This window comes from Aliivibrio salmonicida LFI1238 (assembly GCF_000196495.1).
In the GTDB taxonomy this organism is placed as follows: domain Bacteria; phylum Pseudomonadota; class Gammaproteobacteria; order Enterobacterales; family Vibrionaceae; genus Aliivibrio; species Aliivibrio salmonicida.
Window position 1 is genome coordinate 1,640,048 of sequence record NC_011312.1, and the last position, 18,434, is coordinate 1,658,481.

The 18,434-nt window shown below is 37.8% G+C and carries 8 protein-coding genes and 2 pseudogenes; 7 read left to right on the top strand and 3 right to left on the bottom strand.

The genetic code is table 11. The features are described from left to right. Nucleotides 1-122: 122 nt before the first annotated feature. From VSAL_RS08205 to VSAL_RS08215, 3 genes are read right to left on the bottom strand one after another with little or no spacing between them, the layout of a single operon-like run. Nucleotides 123-2,765 carry an MlaD family protein gene (locus VSAL_RS08205; protein ID WP_012550191.1) on the bottom strand — a complete coding sequence of 881 codons (2,643 nt, stop codon included), beginning with the start codon at nucleotides 2,763-2,765 and terminating at the stop codon, nucleotides 123-125. Beyond that, entirely contained in the window at nucleotides 2,743-3,969 is a 1,227-nt protein-coding gene (locus VSAL_RS08210; RefSeq protein WP_012550192.1) for a paraquat-inducible protein A, read from the bottom strand. The genes VSAL_RS08205 and VSAL_RS08210 overlap by 23 nt, the downstream gene beginning before the upstream one ends. A gap of 17 nt (nucleotides 3,970-3,986) precedes the next feature. After that, on the bottom strand, nucleotides 3,987-5,780 hold the full coding sequence (locus VSAL_RS08215) for an ABC transporter ATP-binding protein (RefSeq protein ID WP_012550193.1): 1,794 nt from the start codon (nucleotides 5,778-5,780) through the stop codon (nucleotides 3,987-3,989). A gap of 117 nt (nucleotides 5,781-5,897) precedes the next feature. Between VSAL_RS08215 and VSAL_RS08220 the strand changes: the two genes are divergently transcribed. The 7 genes and pseudogenes from VSAL_RS08220 to VSAL_RS08250 all read left to right on the top strand — a co-directional run bounded on the left by VSAL_RS08220 (nucleotide 5,898) and on the right by VSAL_RS08250 (nucleotide 18,182). Next, nucleotides 5,898-6,350, top strand: coding sequence for a GAF domain-containing protein (locus VSAL_RS08220; protein WP_012550194.1), 453 nt, complete (start codon nucleotides 5,898-5,900; stop codon nucleotides 6,348-6,350). A gap of 223 nt (nucleotides 6,351-6,573) precedes the next feature. Next, on the top strand, nucleotides 6,574-7,206 hold the full coding sequence (gene proQ / locus VSAL_RS08225; protein ID WP_012550195.1) for an RNA chaperone ProQ: 633 nt from the start codon (nucleotides 6,574-6,576) through the stop codon (nucleotides 7,204-7,206). A gap of 17 nt (nucleotides 7,207-7,223) precedes the next feature. Then, entirely contained in the window at nucleotides 7,224-9,242 is a 2,019-nt protein-coding gene (gene prc, locus VSAL_RS08230) for a carboxy terminal-processing peptidase (protein WP_012550196.1), read from the top strand. A 68-nt stretch (nucleotides 9,243-9,310) separates the two neighbouring features. Then, nucleotides 9,311-10,093: a hypothetical protein gene (locus VSAL_RS08235; RefSeq protein WP_012550197.1), complete on the top strand. Its 783-nt coding sequence runs from the start codon at nucleotides 9,311-9,313 to the stop codon at nucleotides 10,091-10,093. Between the two features lie 148 nt (nucleotides 10,094-10,241). After that, nucleotides 10,242-12,851 (top strand): annotated as a pseudogene (gene pepN, locus VSAL_RS08240) (aminopeptidase N). A gap of 114 nt (nucleotides 12,852-12,965) precedes the next feature. Beyond that, nucleotides 12,966-13,190 carry a DUF2835 domain-containing protein gene (locus VSAL_RS08245; protein WP_012550198.1) on the top strand — a complete coding sequence of 75 codons (225 nt, stop codon included), beginning with the start codon at nucleotides 12,966-12,968 and terminating at the stop codon, nucleotides 13,188-13,190. A 160-nt stretch (nucleotides 13,191-13,350) separates the two neighbouring features. Further along, nucleotides 13,351-18,182, top strand: a pseudogene (locus VSAL_RS08250) (NAD-glutamate dehydrogenase). Nucleotides 18,183-18,434 lie beyond the last annotated feature (252 nt).

An 18,434-nucleotide genomic window follows, 5' to 3' on the forward strand; every position in this document is an offset into this window, starting at 1 on the left:
ATTGAGCTTATTGTCTAAATGGAATTAATTGAAAGACTTAATTATTGAAAGAATTGATAATAAAAAAGCAGCTATAAAGTAATAGCTGCCTTTTTATACATTAAGACGTGTGGTTATTTGTCTTATTTATTTGGGTTTGGTATTGCTGCGTTCCACAACGGCCAATCGTCTTCTGATGTTTTATACAGTAAGTATGATTTGTTTTCTTTTGCCTGTGGAGCTAAAGATTCATCATCTGGGGTAGAGAAAGCAATCCCGCCACGTAAGATGCTATCAACAGTACCGGCTCGAACTTTTGCACCGCTGATACCAATCGACATATTTACACCAGATACATTCCAGAAAACACTGTTCTCTCGAATTAAATAAGCATAGTTTGGTTGAACACCAATAGTGATAATAATACGGTCAGATAGATCACCTAACCTAACATCAACGACTTCACCGACTTCAATTTCTCTAAATAAAAGTGGGGTGCCTACTTTAACAGACCCGCGAGTGGATGACTCTAAGGTGTAACTTATAAGTGCAGCGGCTTGTGGTTGGTCAGTTAAAGAAAATTGAGTTTGTACTTTTCCTTTTCCTTTTCCTGGTGTGACTTGAATATAACTGCCAAGCAGTGTGTCTAGATTTTCTGTTTTAGTCAGGCTAATTGTTGGTTTTACTACCCAAAAATGGCTGCCTGGAATGGCAATTTGATTTACGTATTCTGGAAAGATCCGAGCCTGTATATACACATTACTTTGTTTGAAGTTTGGTGTTACCTTACTTATCTCACCAACAGTAACGCCCTGATATTTAATCAGTGTTCCTTTTGATATTGATGAACTGTCTTTCGCAGTGAAAGCAATGATCTTCCCGAATGCTTGTGCTTCAGAAAGAGTTGAGTAGAGCTTCCACTTTTGACCTAATTTATTTTCTACGCCTTGAATGTTATCAAAACCAATACCACCACGGATCATGGATAGTAGAGGGGCCGCTTGAATATTTACACCACTTAAGCTGGCTTCAACATTAACGCCAGAATAATTCCAAAATACAGTGTCACTGTGAATAAGGTGAGCATATTGCTTTTCAATATTTACTTTAATGTTTACGCCATCGTTACCAAGGCTGAAATCCGTCACTTTACCAACAACAAGGTTACGATAAAGAATAGGGCTGTTCTTGGTAATAGGAGGAAGTTCTGCACTAAATAAAGTGAGCTCTGTACTTTTTTCTGTTTTAAATTGAGCGAGCTCGGCTAATGAACTGTTTTTAAATAACGTGTAATTCTTTTGCTTGTACCCTTTACCTTCACTCGTGAAACTTATCGAGCCTGAGATCAATTCTTGAGCGGGAGGAACATCAATACTTAGTCCTGAATCGGTTAATTCGGCAGAGACACTACCAGAAACAAAGAATTTGCTATGTGATTTTATAAGGCGTTTGTATTGTTCAAAAATCATTGCTTCAAATTTGACTCGGTCACCAACTAAAGCGACGTGAGTGATCGAACCAACTTTAATACCTTTATATAAGATTTTAGTATCCGCAGTTAAACCAAATGAGCGATCTGCGTATAAAGAGAACGTTATTGCCTTAGCGTCTTGTTTTATTAACTCTGGTTTACGAATAGCGGAGAACGTTCGTGATTTATCTCCTTCACCAGGAACCAGTGTTAAGAAGTTACCACGGACTAAATTACCGATATTTTCGACACCAGAAAGGCCGACCTTCGCTTCTTCTAGTACGAAACGAGAGCCATCATTTAAGTAATCAGCAAACGCGGGTTCAACGGTTGCTGATGCAATGATATCTTTTTTATCGTCTGATAATTTTAAGCTGTTGATCTGACCGATTTCTAATCCTCGGTACATAATCGATGAACCATTAGGACTAATTTGGTTATTGTCCGGTAGTGTTATTTTAATGGAAATACCACGGCCAGCGGTTTTGATATTTGAGTAAAGACGGAATTCTTCACCATTATCAATCGCTTTACCATCATCGGGTGAATCCACAGCAATAGCCCCACCAATTAAGGCCGATAAACTTTCAAATTGCACATCAACGCCATCAAACCCAATACTGGCACCAATGCCACTGGCATTCCAAAAGCGACTTTTAGACGTAATTAAATGAGCATATTCTTCATCAATTAAGGCTTTGATTTTTATCTTGTCGGTCTTTTCATCTAATTTGAAGTTATACACTTCACCAATCGGAATTTTTTTATAATAGATTTTTGAACCAACCGAGATCGAACCAAGATCACTGGATCTCAATGTAATGTTTAATCCCGTCGAATTTGGTTGAATGACAGGGGAGTTAGCCAATGCATTAAATTGTGTTTTTGCTTCGCCTGAACCCGGTAAAATCGCAATGTAGTTACCAGAAACAAGAGCGTCTAGCCCTGAAATCCCAGTTAACGAGGCTTGTGGTTTTACTAACCAAAACTGAGTGTTGTCTTTTAATAGCTCGGACGCTTCAGGATAAATGTCAGCATCTACATAGATATTCGATAAGTCTTTCGATAAAGTAATGTTTTTGACCATACCGACTTCTAAGCCTTGGTAGCGAATGGTTGTTCTACCTGCGGTTAAGCCCTGAGCATCATCAAAATAAATTTGAATACGTTGTCCTGCCTCGACAAAAGCAGAATATACAAGCCAGCCGCCTAAGCAAAGGGCAAGTAAGGGCAAGATCCAAAGTGGGGATATTCCACGTTCGGTTTTGATGTTTACTTTTTCGATTGAAGAATCAACGGTTTTTGGCGCGTTCATAATTATCCCAAATTAGACGAGAATCAAAACTTTCTACGGCTAGCATAGTAAAAACTACAACTAAGCCAAAGGCTACTGCACCCATTCCGGGTGTAAAATCTAAAATTTGTCCACGGTCAATCAAGGTCATCATAATTGAAATTACGAATAAATCCATGACTGACCATTTCCCTATCAATTTTACCGCGACATAGATAGACATTCGCTGGCGATGAAAAATAGTACGTTTAAATTGAATGCAAAGGAGCAGGTAACCTAGCCCCAGTATTTTCGCCACAGGTACGATGATACTGGCAACAAAGATTATGATGGCAATACCGTACATGTTCGATTGAATGAGCCCTGCAACCCCAGAAAAAATAGTGTCTTCAAGGCGCTTACCATTTGTTAACAAAATTGAAATGGAAATAATATTCGCAGGAATAATGAAAATACTAGCAGCGATTAAATAAGCCCATGTTTTTTGTATGGACCTTGGTTTTCTTTTGTGAATCGCACGTTTACATCGAACACAATGAGTTCCATCTTGTTGGGTAAAATGGCAGTGCTCACAATGTATTGAATTGAGAGGGTCCGTAATTGGAGCTTCAATCTTCGTTTGATTTTTTCTTTGCCATGCTCGCCAGTAGCGTCTCGCACTTACATGAGTGAGCAGTAAAGAAGTGACAAACTGCAAAAGGATTAATCCGTATAATCCAGAGCCGACAAAAATATCGGCATGGTCTTGTATTTTAAAACAAGCAATCGCTAAACTGACGAGAAGGACATCTAACATCATCCAATTTTTTAAGTGTTGTACTGTAGTAACGCTTATACGAAATAAATTAAACCATTTTTTTCTAAGGGCAAGGTGTGCTGCGACAACGGAAGAACATACAAGCAGAGGCGCAATAGAGCTGCAAAATAGAATCAATAACCCAAGCATTGGGAACCCTTCAGACATCAGAGTGATTGAACCTGATGGCAATGTAGCAGGGATCATGACACCAAATAGTTTAATGGTGACGAGTGGGAAAAAATGCGAAGGTATAAATAGTAACAACGCAGCAATGGCAATCGCCAAATCACTGTTTAGTGAAATACGATTACCACGATAAAGCTGCGTATTGCAGCGAGGACAGTGAGCATTTTGCTTTTTGTCTACCTTCGCTACTTCTACAACAAGGTCACAACCGTGACAGCGACGAAACTTAGCGTCTTCCACGATGGTTATCCAAGAGATTAACTTTGTATTGATCCATAAAGTGTCTGATAGAGTCCTTGTTGTGTAACGAGTTCATGATGAGTTCCTGATTGAGTTACTTTTCCGTCATCTAAAACATAAATCGTATCGGCTTGTTTTACGGCACTTAGTCGATGAGCAACAATGAGTGTTGTGCGTCCTACCAAGAAATCACTTAATGCCTTATGTAATGCCGCTTCTGTTGCAGTATCCAGTGCAGAGGTTGCTTCATCTAAAATAACAAATTTAGGATCGGTTAACACCATCCTCGCAATGGCCAATCGTTGACGTTGTCCACCAGATAACTTTACACCTTGGCGACCAATTTGCGTCTCTAACCCATCTGTTAGCTGAATGACAACATCTTGCAGTTGAGCTACATCAAGCGCATTCCATAATAAATCATCAGAATATTCACTGCCTAATGTCAGATTATGCCTTAGTGTGTCATTAAATAGTATAGGTTGTTGTAATACAACCGAGATTTGGTTACGAATCTTTTCAAATCCAACGTCCCGAGTGTCATGACCATTAAATAATATTCGACCACTATTGGGTTGATATAATCCCAGTAACAGTTGGATCAGTGTCGATTTACCACCACCACTTGCACCAACCAGAGCCACTTTCTCTCCTGGATGGATAGTTAATGACAAATCTTTTAAGACATGCACATCTTCGTTATAACTAAAGTTTAGATCAGAAATAGAAATACTGGCGGTTACATGAGAATCAAATGGGTTAACAGTACTATTAACTTTAGGTTCTTCATCAATATGCAGCAACGTATTTATTCGTTTTAGTGCGGCAGAAGCGCCATACCAAGAAAATTGAATACTTAATAATTCTTGAATTGGTGACAACATTACCCATAAGTAACTAAAAATAGCGAACATTTGACCAATGCTTAAGTCGCTCATTAATACCATTATCATTGCAGCAGCGCGGAAAAGTTCAAAGCCTAATAAGAAAAGCAGAAAAGAAAGACGACCAGCAGCTTCTGATTGCCAGGTAAATTGATCGGCACTGTTTCTTATATCATCTGCTTGTACTTGTAGCTGCTTTAAAAAGGTACGTTCACGGTTAGATGCTCGAAGTTGATAAATCCCATCTAAGGTTTCAATTAATCGAGTTTGAAATTTTTCATAGGCTTGGTTTTCTTTCTTTTTTAAATCTTTTACTCGATTGCCTAATTTTCGAGAAAAATAGATCACGATAGGGTTAACAAGAAGAATGAATAAACCAAGTTGCCAGTTGATCCAAAGTAGAACACCAGCAGTGCCTAGTACCGTTAAAAAGGAAACAATAAAGCGACTTAGTGTCGGGCCTAAGAACTTATCGATGGTATCGATGTCTGTAATGATATGTGAATTGATTCCACCGCTTCCACGAGACTCGTATTCTTTCATGCTAATGCGACTGAGTTTATCAAGCAGTTGTAAGCGGATCTGATAAGTAATCGTTTTAGAAACAAGACTGAATTGACGGCCTTGAATAATATTTAATATTTGGCTGATGATCCGCATTAAGATCACAAGAACAAGAACTAAGAGAATATAACCGACAGGGCTTTGCCATGCAGAAGGAAGCAGGGTGTTTAGTAATTCAACACCAGTAGCCGGTTTGTGAAGTAGGACTTCATCGACCATTAATGGCATGAACAATGGAATAGGTACGCTAATGAGTGTCGCGACGATGGCGATTAAATTAGCACTAAATAGGCGCTTTTTATAGCTTCGAGCTTGCCTTAGTAGCCAATTCCAGTTAATTGTAGGAGAAGTAATGTTATTCACAATGAGAATGATTCCTATTATTGTATTTTCGGAGGCATTGTACTCAGTATAATTAGAGTCGCAAGTGATTGGTATAGTTAATACTTAGAATAGATCTAACAAAGGAAAGAAGTAGAGATGAATTTAAAAAATTATCAACGACTAACGCAACAAGCAATCGGCCTTATTGAAGATGAACCTGATTTTATTGCTAATCTTGCAAATATAAGCGCATTACTGAACATGGAGCTTGATGACATTAATTGGGTTGGCTTTTATCTACTTAAAGACGATGAATTAGTATTAGGACCGTTCCAAGGGAAACCCGCTTGTATTAGGATTACGATAGGTAAGGGCGTATGCGGAACTGCATTTTTAACTGAAACAGTTCAACGTATTGAAGATGTTCATGAATTTGATGGACATATTGCATGTGACGCGGAAAGTAATTCAGAAATCGTAATTCCATTTTATAGAAATGGAAAGTTGGTTGGTGTCTTAGATATAGATAGCCCAAATATTGGTCGATTTAGTGAAATTGACGAAAAAGGACTGGCTGATTTCATGAAAGAAGCAGAAAAGAGACTTTAATTTTCCTTCAGTAGTGGTTTTTCACGCTTAAGTATCTATAATAGCGCAATATCTTTACTAGAAATAAACCTATATACGGACTAAACCGTATCTATCAGGAAACTACATGGAAAACTCTGAAAAACTAGCGAACAGCAAAGAAGTTATTGCATATATAATAGCGCAATATCTTTACTAGAAATAAACCTATATACGGACTAAACCGTATCTATCAGGAAACTACATGGAAAACTCTGAAAAACTAGCGAACAGCAAAGAAGTTATTGCATACATTGCTGAGCGTTTCCCGAAATGCTTTATTTTAGAAGGCGAAGCTAAACCTCTTAAAATTGGTATCTTCCAAGATCTAGCGGAGCGTTTAAGCGATGATTCTAAAGTAAGTAAAACTCAGCTACGTGCTGGCTTACGTCAGTACACATCTTCTTGGCGTTACCTACACGGTGTTAAGCCGGGCGCATCTCGTGTTGATTTAGATGGTAACCCTTGTGGTGAACTAGAAGAAGAGCACGTTGAACACGCTAAAGCATCTCTTGAAGAGAGCAAAGCTAAAGTAGCTGCTCGTCGTAAAGAGCAAGCGAAAAAAGCAAGAGAAGAAGCGAAAGCTAAAAAACCAGCTCGTGCTACTACTCCACCAAAGCGTCGTCCTCAACCTGCTGCTGTTGCGAAAAAGCAAGAGAAGCCAGTTGAAACTCGTGCTCTAAACTCTGACGAAATTACCGTAGGTAATAACGTAAGTGTGAACATGGGTAAAGGCAACATGCCAGCGACAATCGTAGAAATTAACAAGGATGATGTTCGAATTCGCTTATCAAACGGCCTACAAATGGTTGTTAAAGCGGAGAACCTTCGTTCATAAAGGAGTACTCCCGACGCATGAATTGTCGATTTAGAGTCTCGCTGATTGCTGCTGGCGTAATGCTAGCAGCGTCTGCACACGCACTTGAAGCTAAGGTTCTTGAAGCCAAGTATTCAGAAACGGACTTACCTGTATTAGCGGCTGAAACTCAGCACGCGACAGCAAGTAAGCGCGTTACTTCTCGTTTTACACGTTCTCATTATAAGCATTTCTCATTGAATGATGACTTCTCAGTTGCCATTTATGAGCGATATTTAGACATGCTCGATTATAATCGAAACGTGTTTATTCAAGCGGATCTTACCTCTTTCGCTCCATTATCAACCAAATTTGATGATCAATTAAAAGTGGGTGATACTCAAGCCGCCTTTGATATTTATAACTTATCACTCAAACGTCGTTTTGAGCGTTACGTTTATGCATTGTCTTTATTAGATAAAGAGTTTGATTATACTGTTGATGAATCTTTTGAGTTAGATCGCTCTGACGCGGCATGGCCAAAAGATGACGCTGAGTTAAATGAACTTTGGCGTAAACGTGTTAAATATGATGCGCTTAACTTGTCTATGACAGGAAAAGATTGGCCTGAAATCCAAAAGATGTTGGGCAAGCGTTATAATAATGCGTTAAAGCGTTTGACTCAAAGTCACAACGAAGATGCGTTCCAACTTTACATTAATGCATTTGCTCGTGAAGTTGATCCTCATACTAGCTATTTATCCCCACGAAATGCTGAACAATTCCAATCTGAAATGAATCTTTCATTAGAAGGTATTGGTGCGGTATTGCAAGCGACCGATGACTATACTGTTATTCGATCTCTCGTGGCTGGTGGTCCTGCACAAAACAGTAAACAACTTTCAGAAGGTGACCGAATTATTGGTGTTGCTCAAGAAGGTGAAAAATCTGTTGATGTGATTGGTTGGCGTTTAGATGACGTTGTTCAATTAATAAAAGGCCCTAAAGGAACAAAAGTGTATCTTGATATCTTGCCAGAAGGTAAAGATTCAAAAAGTCACGTTGTCACAATTGTTCGAGATAAGATTCGTTTAGAAGAAGATAGAGCAGTTAAGTCTGAAGTGATTGAGCAAGACGGCAAGAAAATTGGTGTATTAGAAGTACCAAGTTTCTATGTTGGCTTAGCTGAAGACACTAAAAAACAAATTGCTGAATTAAAAGAAAAAAACATTACCGGTATTGTTGTCGATTTACGTAACAATGGTGGTGGTGCATTAACTGAAGCAACGGCATTATCTGGTTTATTTATTACATCAGGTCCTGTAGTTCAAGTTCGTGATAGTTATGGACGTGTTAATGTCAATGCTGATACTGATGGTGAAATTGCTTATACTGGTCCGATGACTGTATTAGTGAATCGTTATAGTGCCTCAGCTTCTGAAATTTTTGCTGCAGCAATGCAAGATTATGGCCGTGCTGTAATTTTAGGCGAAAATTCATTTGGTAAAGGAACAGTACAACAGCATCGTTCATTGAATCATATTTATGATTTATTTGATAAGCCACTAGGTCATGTTCAATACACAATTCAAAAATTCTATCGAATCAATGGTGGTAGTACGCAAAATTTAGGTGTTGTTCCTGATATTGCATTTCCAACCGCGATTGATGCTAAAGATACTGGCGAAAGTGTTGAAGATAATGCACTTCCTTGGGATAGCATTAAAGCAGCCGAGTATAAGCAAACAAATCAGATTGCGAACACGATTGCTCCATTGGCACAAAAGCATGTCGAACGAATCAAATCAGATGAAGAGTTTGGTTTCATTCAAGAAGATATTGCTCGCTATAAAGCTGAAAAAGACATTACTTCGATGTCACTAAACAAGAAAGTGCGTGAGAAAGAAAGTGATGATGCTGATGTTCGTCGTTTAGATCGTGTAAATCAAAGACAAAAACATCTTGAAAAAGAAGCGTTTAAATCTATTGATGACATACCAAAAGATTATGAAGCACCAGATGCTTATTTAGACGAAGCAGTGTCAATTACCATTGATTTGGCAACAATGGAACGTTAATACTTAAGAAGATTGTTATTCTTGATGTGAACGTTTTCATTATCGTTATTTAAAAACAGAAGCTATTTATGGCTTCTGTTTTTTTATACGTAAAATTCAAGCAGATACCCATTTTTTCATCTAGGATTAATAGAGAGAATAATAAAAGAGAAAAAAGTAGATTTAGATTTAATGGGAGTAAAGTTATGAAGCCAATAATATTGTTAATTCTGTTGCTTTTTATTAACCCATTCACATCAAGTGCAACGGTGGAATTAAAAAATAGGAATATTACCCATTTTGAAAATCCTTTTCTTCTTGGTGATTGGTATTTTTTTAAACCAAAAGATGCAGAGAGTGATTATGATGTTCTTCATATTTCGTTGAGTTCAAATCATGATTTTTTTATAGAGATGATTGAAATGGAATCAAATTCAGCAGATGTGTGGAGAGGCGAATTTTCTTTGTCTCAAGAACACATTCGTTTTGAAGGTGATGAAGAAGAGCCACAAGTTTATCATTATCAAGTTAGTCATAATCGTCTTTATTTAAATGGTATTGAATTTTTCAAAGTTGTTCCTGAAAATTTTATTGGTTCTTGGAGTTCAAAATTAGTCTCTGGTGAAGATATTATGGCAAGTAATGTTAAAGCATTAAATCTGAAGTTACGTTCAGATTTTATTTTTTCATTAGAGGTTGTTTCTACAACGGGTAAAAAAAATCAGCAGGTTGGTTATTATTATTTTGAAGATGATGATTTAGTTTTGCTTTATGAGGAAGGGGAGCAAGAGTCAACATTTACAATTAAAGAAGATGTATTAGAATTGAAAAATGAACAGTTTGGAATGTACGCATTATTGCAAAGAGAATAATGAGCCTATAAGGATAGAAATATGAGCCGAGACCACTTTTAATTTACAACCTGGCCATATCTTGTGAGAAAATAGCTGAGTTAATTAGTAACTATCACTCGCTTTTCATTTATTTATTTATTAGTGATAGAAATCATAAGGATATATTATGAGCCAGCAACTACAGGCTAAGTTTCGCAACGACTATCAATCTCCAGAATTCACCATTTCAGACATAGATTTAGTATTTGACCTTGATGATACTAAAACACATATTTCAGCAACGTCTCAAGTTAAGCAATTAAAAAAATCAACGGATCTTCTTCTTGAAGGCGAGGGCATGGTACTTACATCATTAGCAGTTAATGGTGTTGAGTATTCGGATTATACCTTAACTGATTTTCAATTAACGATTCATAATGTCAGTGGTGAATTTAACCTTAAAATCACCACTGAAGTAAATCCTCAAGAAAATACAGCACTTGAAGGTTTGTACAAATCAGGCGATGGTTTCTGTACTCAATGTGAAGCCGAAGGCTTTCGCCGTATTACTTATTATTTAGATCGTCCTGATGTTTTGGCTCGTTTTACGACAAAAGTTATTGCGGATAAAAAAGCATACCCACATTTATTAAGTAATGGTAATCGAATTAATCATGGTGATCTTGATGGTGGTAAACACTTTGTGCATTGGCAAGATCCATTTCCAAAACCAGCGTATTTATTTGCGTTATTTGCCGGTAATTTTGATGTATTAACAGATACTTACCAGACTAAATCGGGTCGTGACGTTGCTCTAGAAATTTATGTTGATCAAGGTAATTTAGATCGAACACCTCATGCAATGGCATCATTAATTAATTCAATGAAGTGGGACGAAGATCGTTTTGATCTTGAGTATGATCTCGATATTTATATGATCGTAGCAGTTGATTTTTTCAACATGGGTGCGATGGAAAACAAAGGGTTAAATGTTTTTAACTCGAAGTTTGTATTAGCAAAACAAGAAACAGCAACCGATACCGATTACCTTGGAATTGAAGCGGTAATTGGTCATGAATATTTCCATAACTGGACAGGTAACCGTGTTACTTGCCGAGATTGGTTTCAATTGAGTTTAAAAGAAGGCTTAACGGTTTTCCGAGATCAAGAATTTTCTTCTGATCTTGGTTCTCGATCAGTAAACCGAATTAATAACGTTCGTATCATGCGCGGCCCTCAGTTCTCTGAAGATGCAAGTCCGATGGCTCACCCAATTCGTCCAGAAAAAGTGATAGAAATGAATAATTTCTATACGTTAACGGTGTACGAAAAGGGCAGTGAAGTGATTCGTATGATGCATACCTTATTAGGTGAATTGAATTTCCAAAAAGGAATGAAGCTTTATTTTGAACGTCATGATGGTACGGCTGCAACCTGCGAAGATTTTGTATTAGCGATGGAAAATGCATCAGGAATTGATTTAACACAATTCCGTCTTTGGTACCGTCAATCAGGTACACCTGTTTTGTCTGTTGCTTCTGAATACGATGAAACAAAACAAGAATATGCGCTAACAGTGAAACAACATACGCCAGTAACAGAAGACCAGACTGAAAAATTCGCGTTAGATATTGAGTTGTATGCGCAAGATGGTTCAGTAATTTAGTTACGCTGTAACAATGATAAAATCAGTAATATACTGAATGTGACTGAAGACGAACAAACGTTTATCTTCCAACAAGTATCTGAAAAACCAGTAGTTTCGTTACTTCGTGAGTTTTCTGCACCCGTTAAGTTAAATTACGCTTATAGTGATGAAGAATTAATTTTCTTGATGGTTCATGCGAAGAACGATTTTGCTCGTTGGGATGCTGGACAGATGTTACTTGCAAACTACATTCGTGCGAACATTACTTCTGTTCAAAATAATGAGGCACTTGTTCTGCCAGAAGCTGTAGTTGATGCTTTCCGCGGCGTATTATTAAATACAGAATTAGATCATGCATTTATAGCAGAAATGTTCGTCTTGCCAAATCACAATGAAATCACCGGCTGGTTTGATATTGTTGATGTAGATGCCATTGATAAAGCACTTAGTTTTATTAAACAAACATTAGCTACAGAATTAAAAGATGAATTTTCAGCCACTTATCATAGTTTAAAGCAAGTTAGTTATTCGGTTGCACATGATGCTATTGGGAAACGTGCTTTACGCAATTGTGTATTAAGCTATCTTGCAAAAACAGAGCAGGGTGAAGCGTTAGTTAAAGCACAATATGAGTCGGCAGATAACATGACTGATACGATGGCCGCAATGGTATCGGCTAACTCGGCACAACTTTCTATTCGTCAAAGCTTAATGAATGACTTTAGTGATAAGTGGTCGCATGATGGTTTGGTTATGGATAAGTGGTTTATTCTACAAGGCTCAAACCCAAGTGTTGATGCCTTGAAAGCAATTAAAGCAATTAAAGCAATTAAAGCAACAATGGATCATACCGCATTTAGTCTGAAAAACCCGAATCGTATTCGTAGTTTAATTGGTTCTTTTGCTGCGAATAACGTTGTTAATTTCCATGCTAAATCAGGTGAAGGCTATGCATTCTTAGGCGATATTTTACTTGATCTGAACGTGAGTAATCCACAAGTAGCTTCACGTTTGATTGATCCACTATTGAAATTTAAGAAGTATGATAGTGATCGTCAAACGTTGATGAAAGCACAATTGCAGCGCTTGGCTGATCTTGATAACTTAGCAAAAGATCTGTTTGAGAAGGTAATGAAAGCGTTAGCGTAAAATAAGATCTTACTTCAATAAAAGTGATAAATGGTCAGTATTTTATGCTGACCATTTTTTGTTTTTTCTTTATACTTTGTTTTTGATAGTTCAAAGTAGATAACATCGTCGATCATGAATACGTTTTATTATTTTAGAGTTAGCGTTAGCTACCAAGCCTTTTTAAGTCATTACTCTGGCACGGCGAGTACGGTTTTAGTCATGACTGAACAAGGTTTAAAGTTACAGTTACCAGCGTCGCGTTTTCGCGCATTTTTAACTCAATTAGGAGTGAAAGGGCGCTTTCGTTTAACTGTGGACCAAAATAATCGGTTTGTAAATCTTGAACAAGTAGGATAAACCTCTACCTTAATCACACTTCTAACTATAAACCCTCTAGCACGTAAAAAAGTCATAACGTTTCCGTCATATTATCCTTACAATATGAGGCGCATAAGCAGTATCAACTGCTACACTTATTATACATAATTCTAATCATAAGAAACGGAGCATTCGCTTTATGACGACGCGTGATCCTATCCTTCCCGTACTACTCGAGAAAGTGTACGCTTTAATTGCTGAAAAGCTTGAAATGCCTCAACAATCACTAATAACGCAACTTGCTCAGCGTTTATTTGCCAATATTGATGATGATGATTTACTACAACGTAATGAATCAGATATGTATGGGGCAACTCTTAGCCTTTGGAACCATTTGTCGGATGTAAATCTATCTGATATTTCGGTTCGTATTTTTAATCCAACATTAAGTCAAGATGGCTGGCAGTCAACACACACCGTCGTTGAGATTGTCACACCAGATAACCCATTTTTAGTTGACTCAGTTAAGATGGCCCTTACCCGTCTTGATATGACAAGTCACTTTATGCTGCATGGTCCACACTGTTTTACTCGTGAAAATGGTGAGATTATTTCGATCTGCAGTAATGATTCTACAATGCAGCAAACTCTCTTTCATTTTGAGGTAGATCATCTTAGTGATCCCACAGAAATAAAAACACTTCAGACGGAGTTATTTTTAGTATTAGAAGATATTCGCCGTGTAGTGAATGAGTGGAAGCCAATGTCTGAAAAGTTGACTGAGGTTATTGTTGAGCTTGAGTCTAATCCTTCTCCGATTGGAAAAGATCAGGTTAATGAATCCATTCAATTTCTAGCGTGGTTACAGGATCATAACTTTACCTTAATGGGGTATAAGAATTTTGATTTAGTTGCTATCGAAGGGGATTACGAACTAACACCAACAGCAGAGACTGGTTTAGGACTATTTTCTTTAGATTCTCGTATTCATGCGACAAAACTATCGGATATGCCATCGTCTGCTCGAGCCGCGGCTAAAAAATCAGATTTACTCATCTTAACTAAATCAAATACTAAGTCTCGAATTCACCGTCCCGCTTATACTGATTACATTGGTATTAAGCGGTTGAACAAAGAAGGCAAAGTGATTGGTGAGCATCGTTTTACCGGCTTATATACTTCAACGGCATACAACCAAAGTGTTTCTAATATTCCTCTACTTAGTAATAAAGTAGAACGTATTCTTGAAGCAAGCCATTACATCAAAGGCTCTCATTCTTACAAAGCATTAAACAATATCCTTGAGACTTATCCTCGTGATGAACTTTTTCAAGCAACGGAAGAAGAGATGCTTGAAGTAGGAACCGGCGTAGTTAAGATGCAAGATCGTGATTTATTGCGTCTATTTGTTCGTCGCGACCCGTTTGGTCGTTTCTTCTCATGCATGGTGTATGTAACAAAAGAGCGCTATAACACAGAATTACGCCGTCAAACTCAACGTATCTTAAAGAGTTACTTTGGTTCTGATCAAGAAGTTGAATTTACAACGTTCTTTTCAGAAAGTGCATTAGCAAGAACTCATTACATTGTTCGTGTAGATAACAATAACGGCGATATTAATGTGAAAGATATTGAGAATAACCTAATGGAAGCAGCATCAACGTGGGATGATCGTTTATGCGATGTGATTGTAGCAAACCTTGGCGAAAGTAAAGGAACGGCGATTGCGAAACAGTATCAACGGGCTTTTCCTCGTTCATACAAAGAAGCGACGTTACCTGGTTCTGCGGTTGCGGATATTGAACGTTTAGAAAATTTAAGCGATGAAAATAAGTTGGGGATGTTGTTTTATCGTCCTCAAGAAGAAAAGAAAGGTTCAGCGAACGTTAAACTTAAACTGTTCCATCGTGATGAACCTATTCACTTATCCGATGTAATGCCTATGCTTGAAAACTTAGGGTTAAGAGTGATTGGTGAATCACCTTATACCGTTAAGAAAAGTGATGGCTCTGTAGATTGGATTTTAGATTTTTCTATGATTCATAACGGTTCTGCCGAAGTAGATCTTCGTCAGGCTCGTGATCGTTTCCAAGACGCCTTTGCGAAAATTTGGAGTGGTGAATTAGAGAGTGATGGTTTTAACCGATTAGTACTTGGTGCTGGTTTGTCTGGCCGTGAAGTGACTATTTTACGTTCTTACGCTCGTTATATGCGTCAAGTTGGTTTCCCATTCAGTCAACAATACATTGAAGACACATTATCAACTCATACTCATTTAGCGGTATCAATTGTTGCATTGTTTGATCTTCGTTTTAATCCAACAATGGGTTGGAGTGAGAAAAAACAACAAAAACAATTAGATGTGATTTTTGCGAGTTTAGATAAAGTAGAAAGCTTGGATGATGATCGTATTATCCGACGTTACGTAGACATGATAGTTGCTACTGTTCGTACTAACTATTATCAAGTCTGTGAGAACAACCAATCAAAACCATGGCTATCTCTAAAACTAAAACCATCAAATATTCCTGAAATTCCAGCGCCTGTACCTGCATTTGAGATCTTTGTTTATGCGCCTGATATTGAAGGTGTCCATTTACGTGGTGGTAAAGTCGCTCGTGGTGGTTTACGTTGGTCAGATCGCCAAGAAGATTTCCGAACAGAAGTCTTAGGTTTGGTTAAAGCACAACAAGTTAAAAATACGGTCATTGTTCCTGTTGGGGCCAAAGGTGGCTTTGTTTGTAAGAAGCAGCATAATTTCACGACTCGTGATGATATCTTTGCTGAAGGTCAACGCTGTTATAAACAATTTATTCGCGCATTATTAGATGTGTCTGACAACATCATTGAAGGGGAAGTGATTCCACCGAAAAATGTCGTTCGCCATGATGATGATGATCCATATTTGGTTGTTGCTGCTGATAAGGGAACAGCAACGTTCTCTGATCTAGCAAACTCAGTTTCTGAAGAATATAACTTCTGGTTGGGTGATGCTTTTGCCTCTGGTGGTTCTAATGGTTATGACCATAAAGCGATGGGTATCACGGCTAAAGGGGCGTGGGAATCAGTGAAACGTCATTTCCGAGAAATGGGAATTGATTGTCAAACCACGGATTTTACTGTCGCAGGTGTCGGCGATATGGCGGGGGATGTGTTTGGTAATGGGATGTTGTTATCTAAACATATTCGTTTACAAGCCGCATTTAACCACATGCATATCTTTATTGATCCAAACCCGAATGCTGAAATGACTTGGCCTGAACGTAATCGATTATTTGAACTGCCACGTTCAAGTTGGGAAGATTACAATAAAGATCTTATTTCTCAAGGTGGTGGCTTTTCTCTCGCCGTGCAAAGTCGATAAATCTCTCTCCTGAAATTCAGAAAATGTTAGGTACACGTAAGCAGTCTCTAGCACCAAACGATCTCATTCAAATGATCTTAAAAATGAATGTGGATCTCTTATGGAATGGGGGGATTGGTACTTATGTTAAAGCAACAAAAGAAACCAGTGTCGATGTGGGTGACCGTGCTAATGATGCGTTAAGAATCAATGGTGCAGAGCTAAATGCGAAAGTGATTGGTGAAGGCGGTAACTTAGGAATGACACAATTGGGTCGTATTGAATATGGCCTAAAAGGTGGTCGTGTTAATACCGATTTTGTTGATAATGTAGGTGGTGTTGATTGTTCTGATAACGAAGTTAACATTAAGATCTTGCTGAATGGTCTTGTTGCGAATGGGGATCTTACTTATAAGCAACGTAATGTCTTACTTGAAAAAATGGAAGATGAAGTTGGTGACATTGTTCTTGATGATGCTTATTGCCAATCTGAATCGATCTCAGTAACAGAGCAGCAAGGTACCGCATTAGTTAAAGAGCAGATCCGATTTATTCATCATTTAGAGAAGAAAGGTCAATTGGATCGTGGATTAGAGTTTATCCCAGATGATGAAACTCTAATAGAAAGAGAGAAATTAGGGCAGGGACTTACTCGTCCTGAACTCTCTGTTTTGGTCGCTTATGGAAAGATGGTATTAAAAGAGCAACTTGCTTGTGATGAGATTGCAAATAATCCTTATCATGCTGATTTGCTTAAAACCTATTTCCCTACTGAGTTACAACGTAACTATAGAGCGGAAATGGACAATCATCCTCTGCGTTCAGAAATCATTGCAACTTGCTTAGCAAATCAAATGGTTAATGAAATGGGGTGTAACTTCATTACTCGAATGCAAGAAGAAACAGGTTACGCGGTCACTGATATTGTTAATGCGTATTCTGCAACCCGCGCTATTTTTGAGTTTGGAGACTTATTCAAACAAATTCGTGAGTTAGATAACACAGCAACGACAGTGGCACAATACGATGCTTTCTTTGTTATGCGTCGAACGATTCGTCGAGTGGCTCGTTGGTTACTGCGTAATGGTTCACAAAACATGTCAATTCAAGAGTTGATAGCTAAGTACAAACCTGCGGTTGATGATATTAAAGTCAACTTAGATAATTATTTAGTTAAAGATGAAGTCATTGAACATATTGAACAAGCCAATCATTACCTTGAAATGGGTGTACCGTGTGAGCTAGGTAATTTATTAGCACGCTTAAGCAGTTTATACTCAGCAATGGACATCTCAGCATCGGCAGAAGCCGCAAAACAACCCGTTTCTGTAGCGGCTCGTTTGTACTATGTATTAGGTGATAAATTATCTTTGCATTGGTTCTTAAAACAAATTAATAATCAAGGTGTTGATAATCATTGGCAAGCCCTTGCAAGAGCGTCATTCCGCGAAGATTTAGATTGGCAACAACGTCAATTGGCTGGGTTAGTTTTAGCTGAATATACCGATGGAAAATCAGTAGAGCAGGCGATTGAAGAATGGTATGAGAAAAACAGTACTTCAGTTGATCGTTGGGACAGTATTTTAAATGAATTTAAAGTAGGTTCCGTTCATGAATTTGCTAAATTCTCTGTAGCATTACGAGAGTTAATGTTATTGAATTTAAGCTGTACGTCTAACGCTTCTTAGCCAGGTTATTGCTCTAAATAATCAGTAGACAAACGTTTGCATAACTTAAGCGAAAGTGAGTATATATTCACTTTCGCTTTTTATTACCCCGTAATTTTTCCTATATATCTATCTATTTAATCAGATTAAGTGATTATTTATTTCTATACCGATTTATTGCCTTTACGTTTGCAATAAATAATGACAAATTAAGTGCGATTAAGTTTGAATTGTTAATTAAATCAGTGAATAATGACTCCCCGTTTACACGGG

What these genes read in the sequence shown, in the direction of transcription:
- prc (WP_012550196.1), top strand. Translation starts at nt 7,224, where the DNA reads ATGAATTGTCGATTTAGAGTCTCGCTGATTGCTGCTGGCGTAATGCTA.
- proQ (WP_012550195.1), top strand. Translation starts at nt 6,574, where the DNA reads ATGGAAAACTCTGAAAAACTAGCGAACAGCAAAGAAGTTATTGCATAC.
- VSAL_RS08220 (WP_012550194.1), top strand. Translation starts at nt 5,898, where the DNA reads ATGAATTTAAAAAATTATCAACGACTAACGCAACAAGCAATCGGCCTT.
- VSAL_RS08205 (WP_012550191.1), bottom strand. Translation starts at nt 2,765, where the DNA reads ATGAACGCGCCAAAAACCGTTGATTCTTCAATCGAAAAAGTAAACATC.
- VSAL_RS08235 (WP_012550197.1), top strand. Translation starts at nt 9,311, where the DNA reads ATGGCTTCTGTTTTTTTATACGTAAAATTCAAGCAGATACCCATTTTT.
- VSAL_RS08245 (WP_012550198.1), top strand. Translation starts at nt 12,966, where the DNA reads ATGAATACGTTTTATTATTTTAGAGTTAGCGTTAGCTACCAAGCCTTT.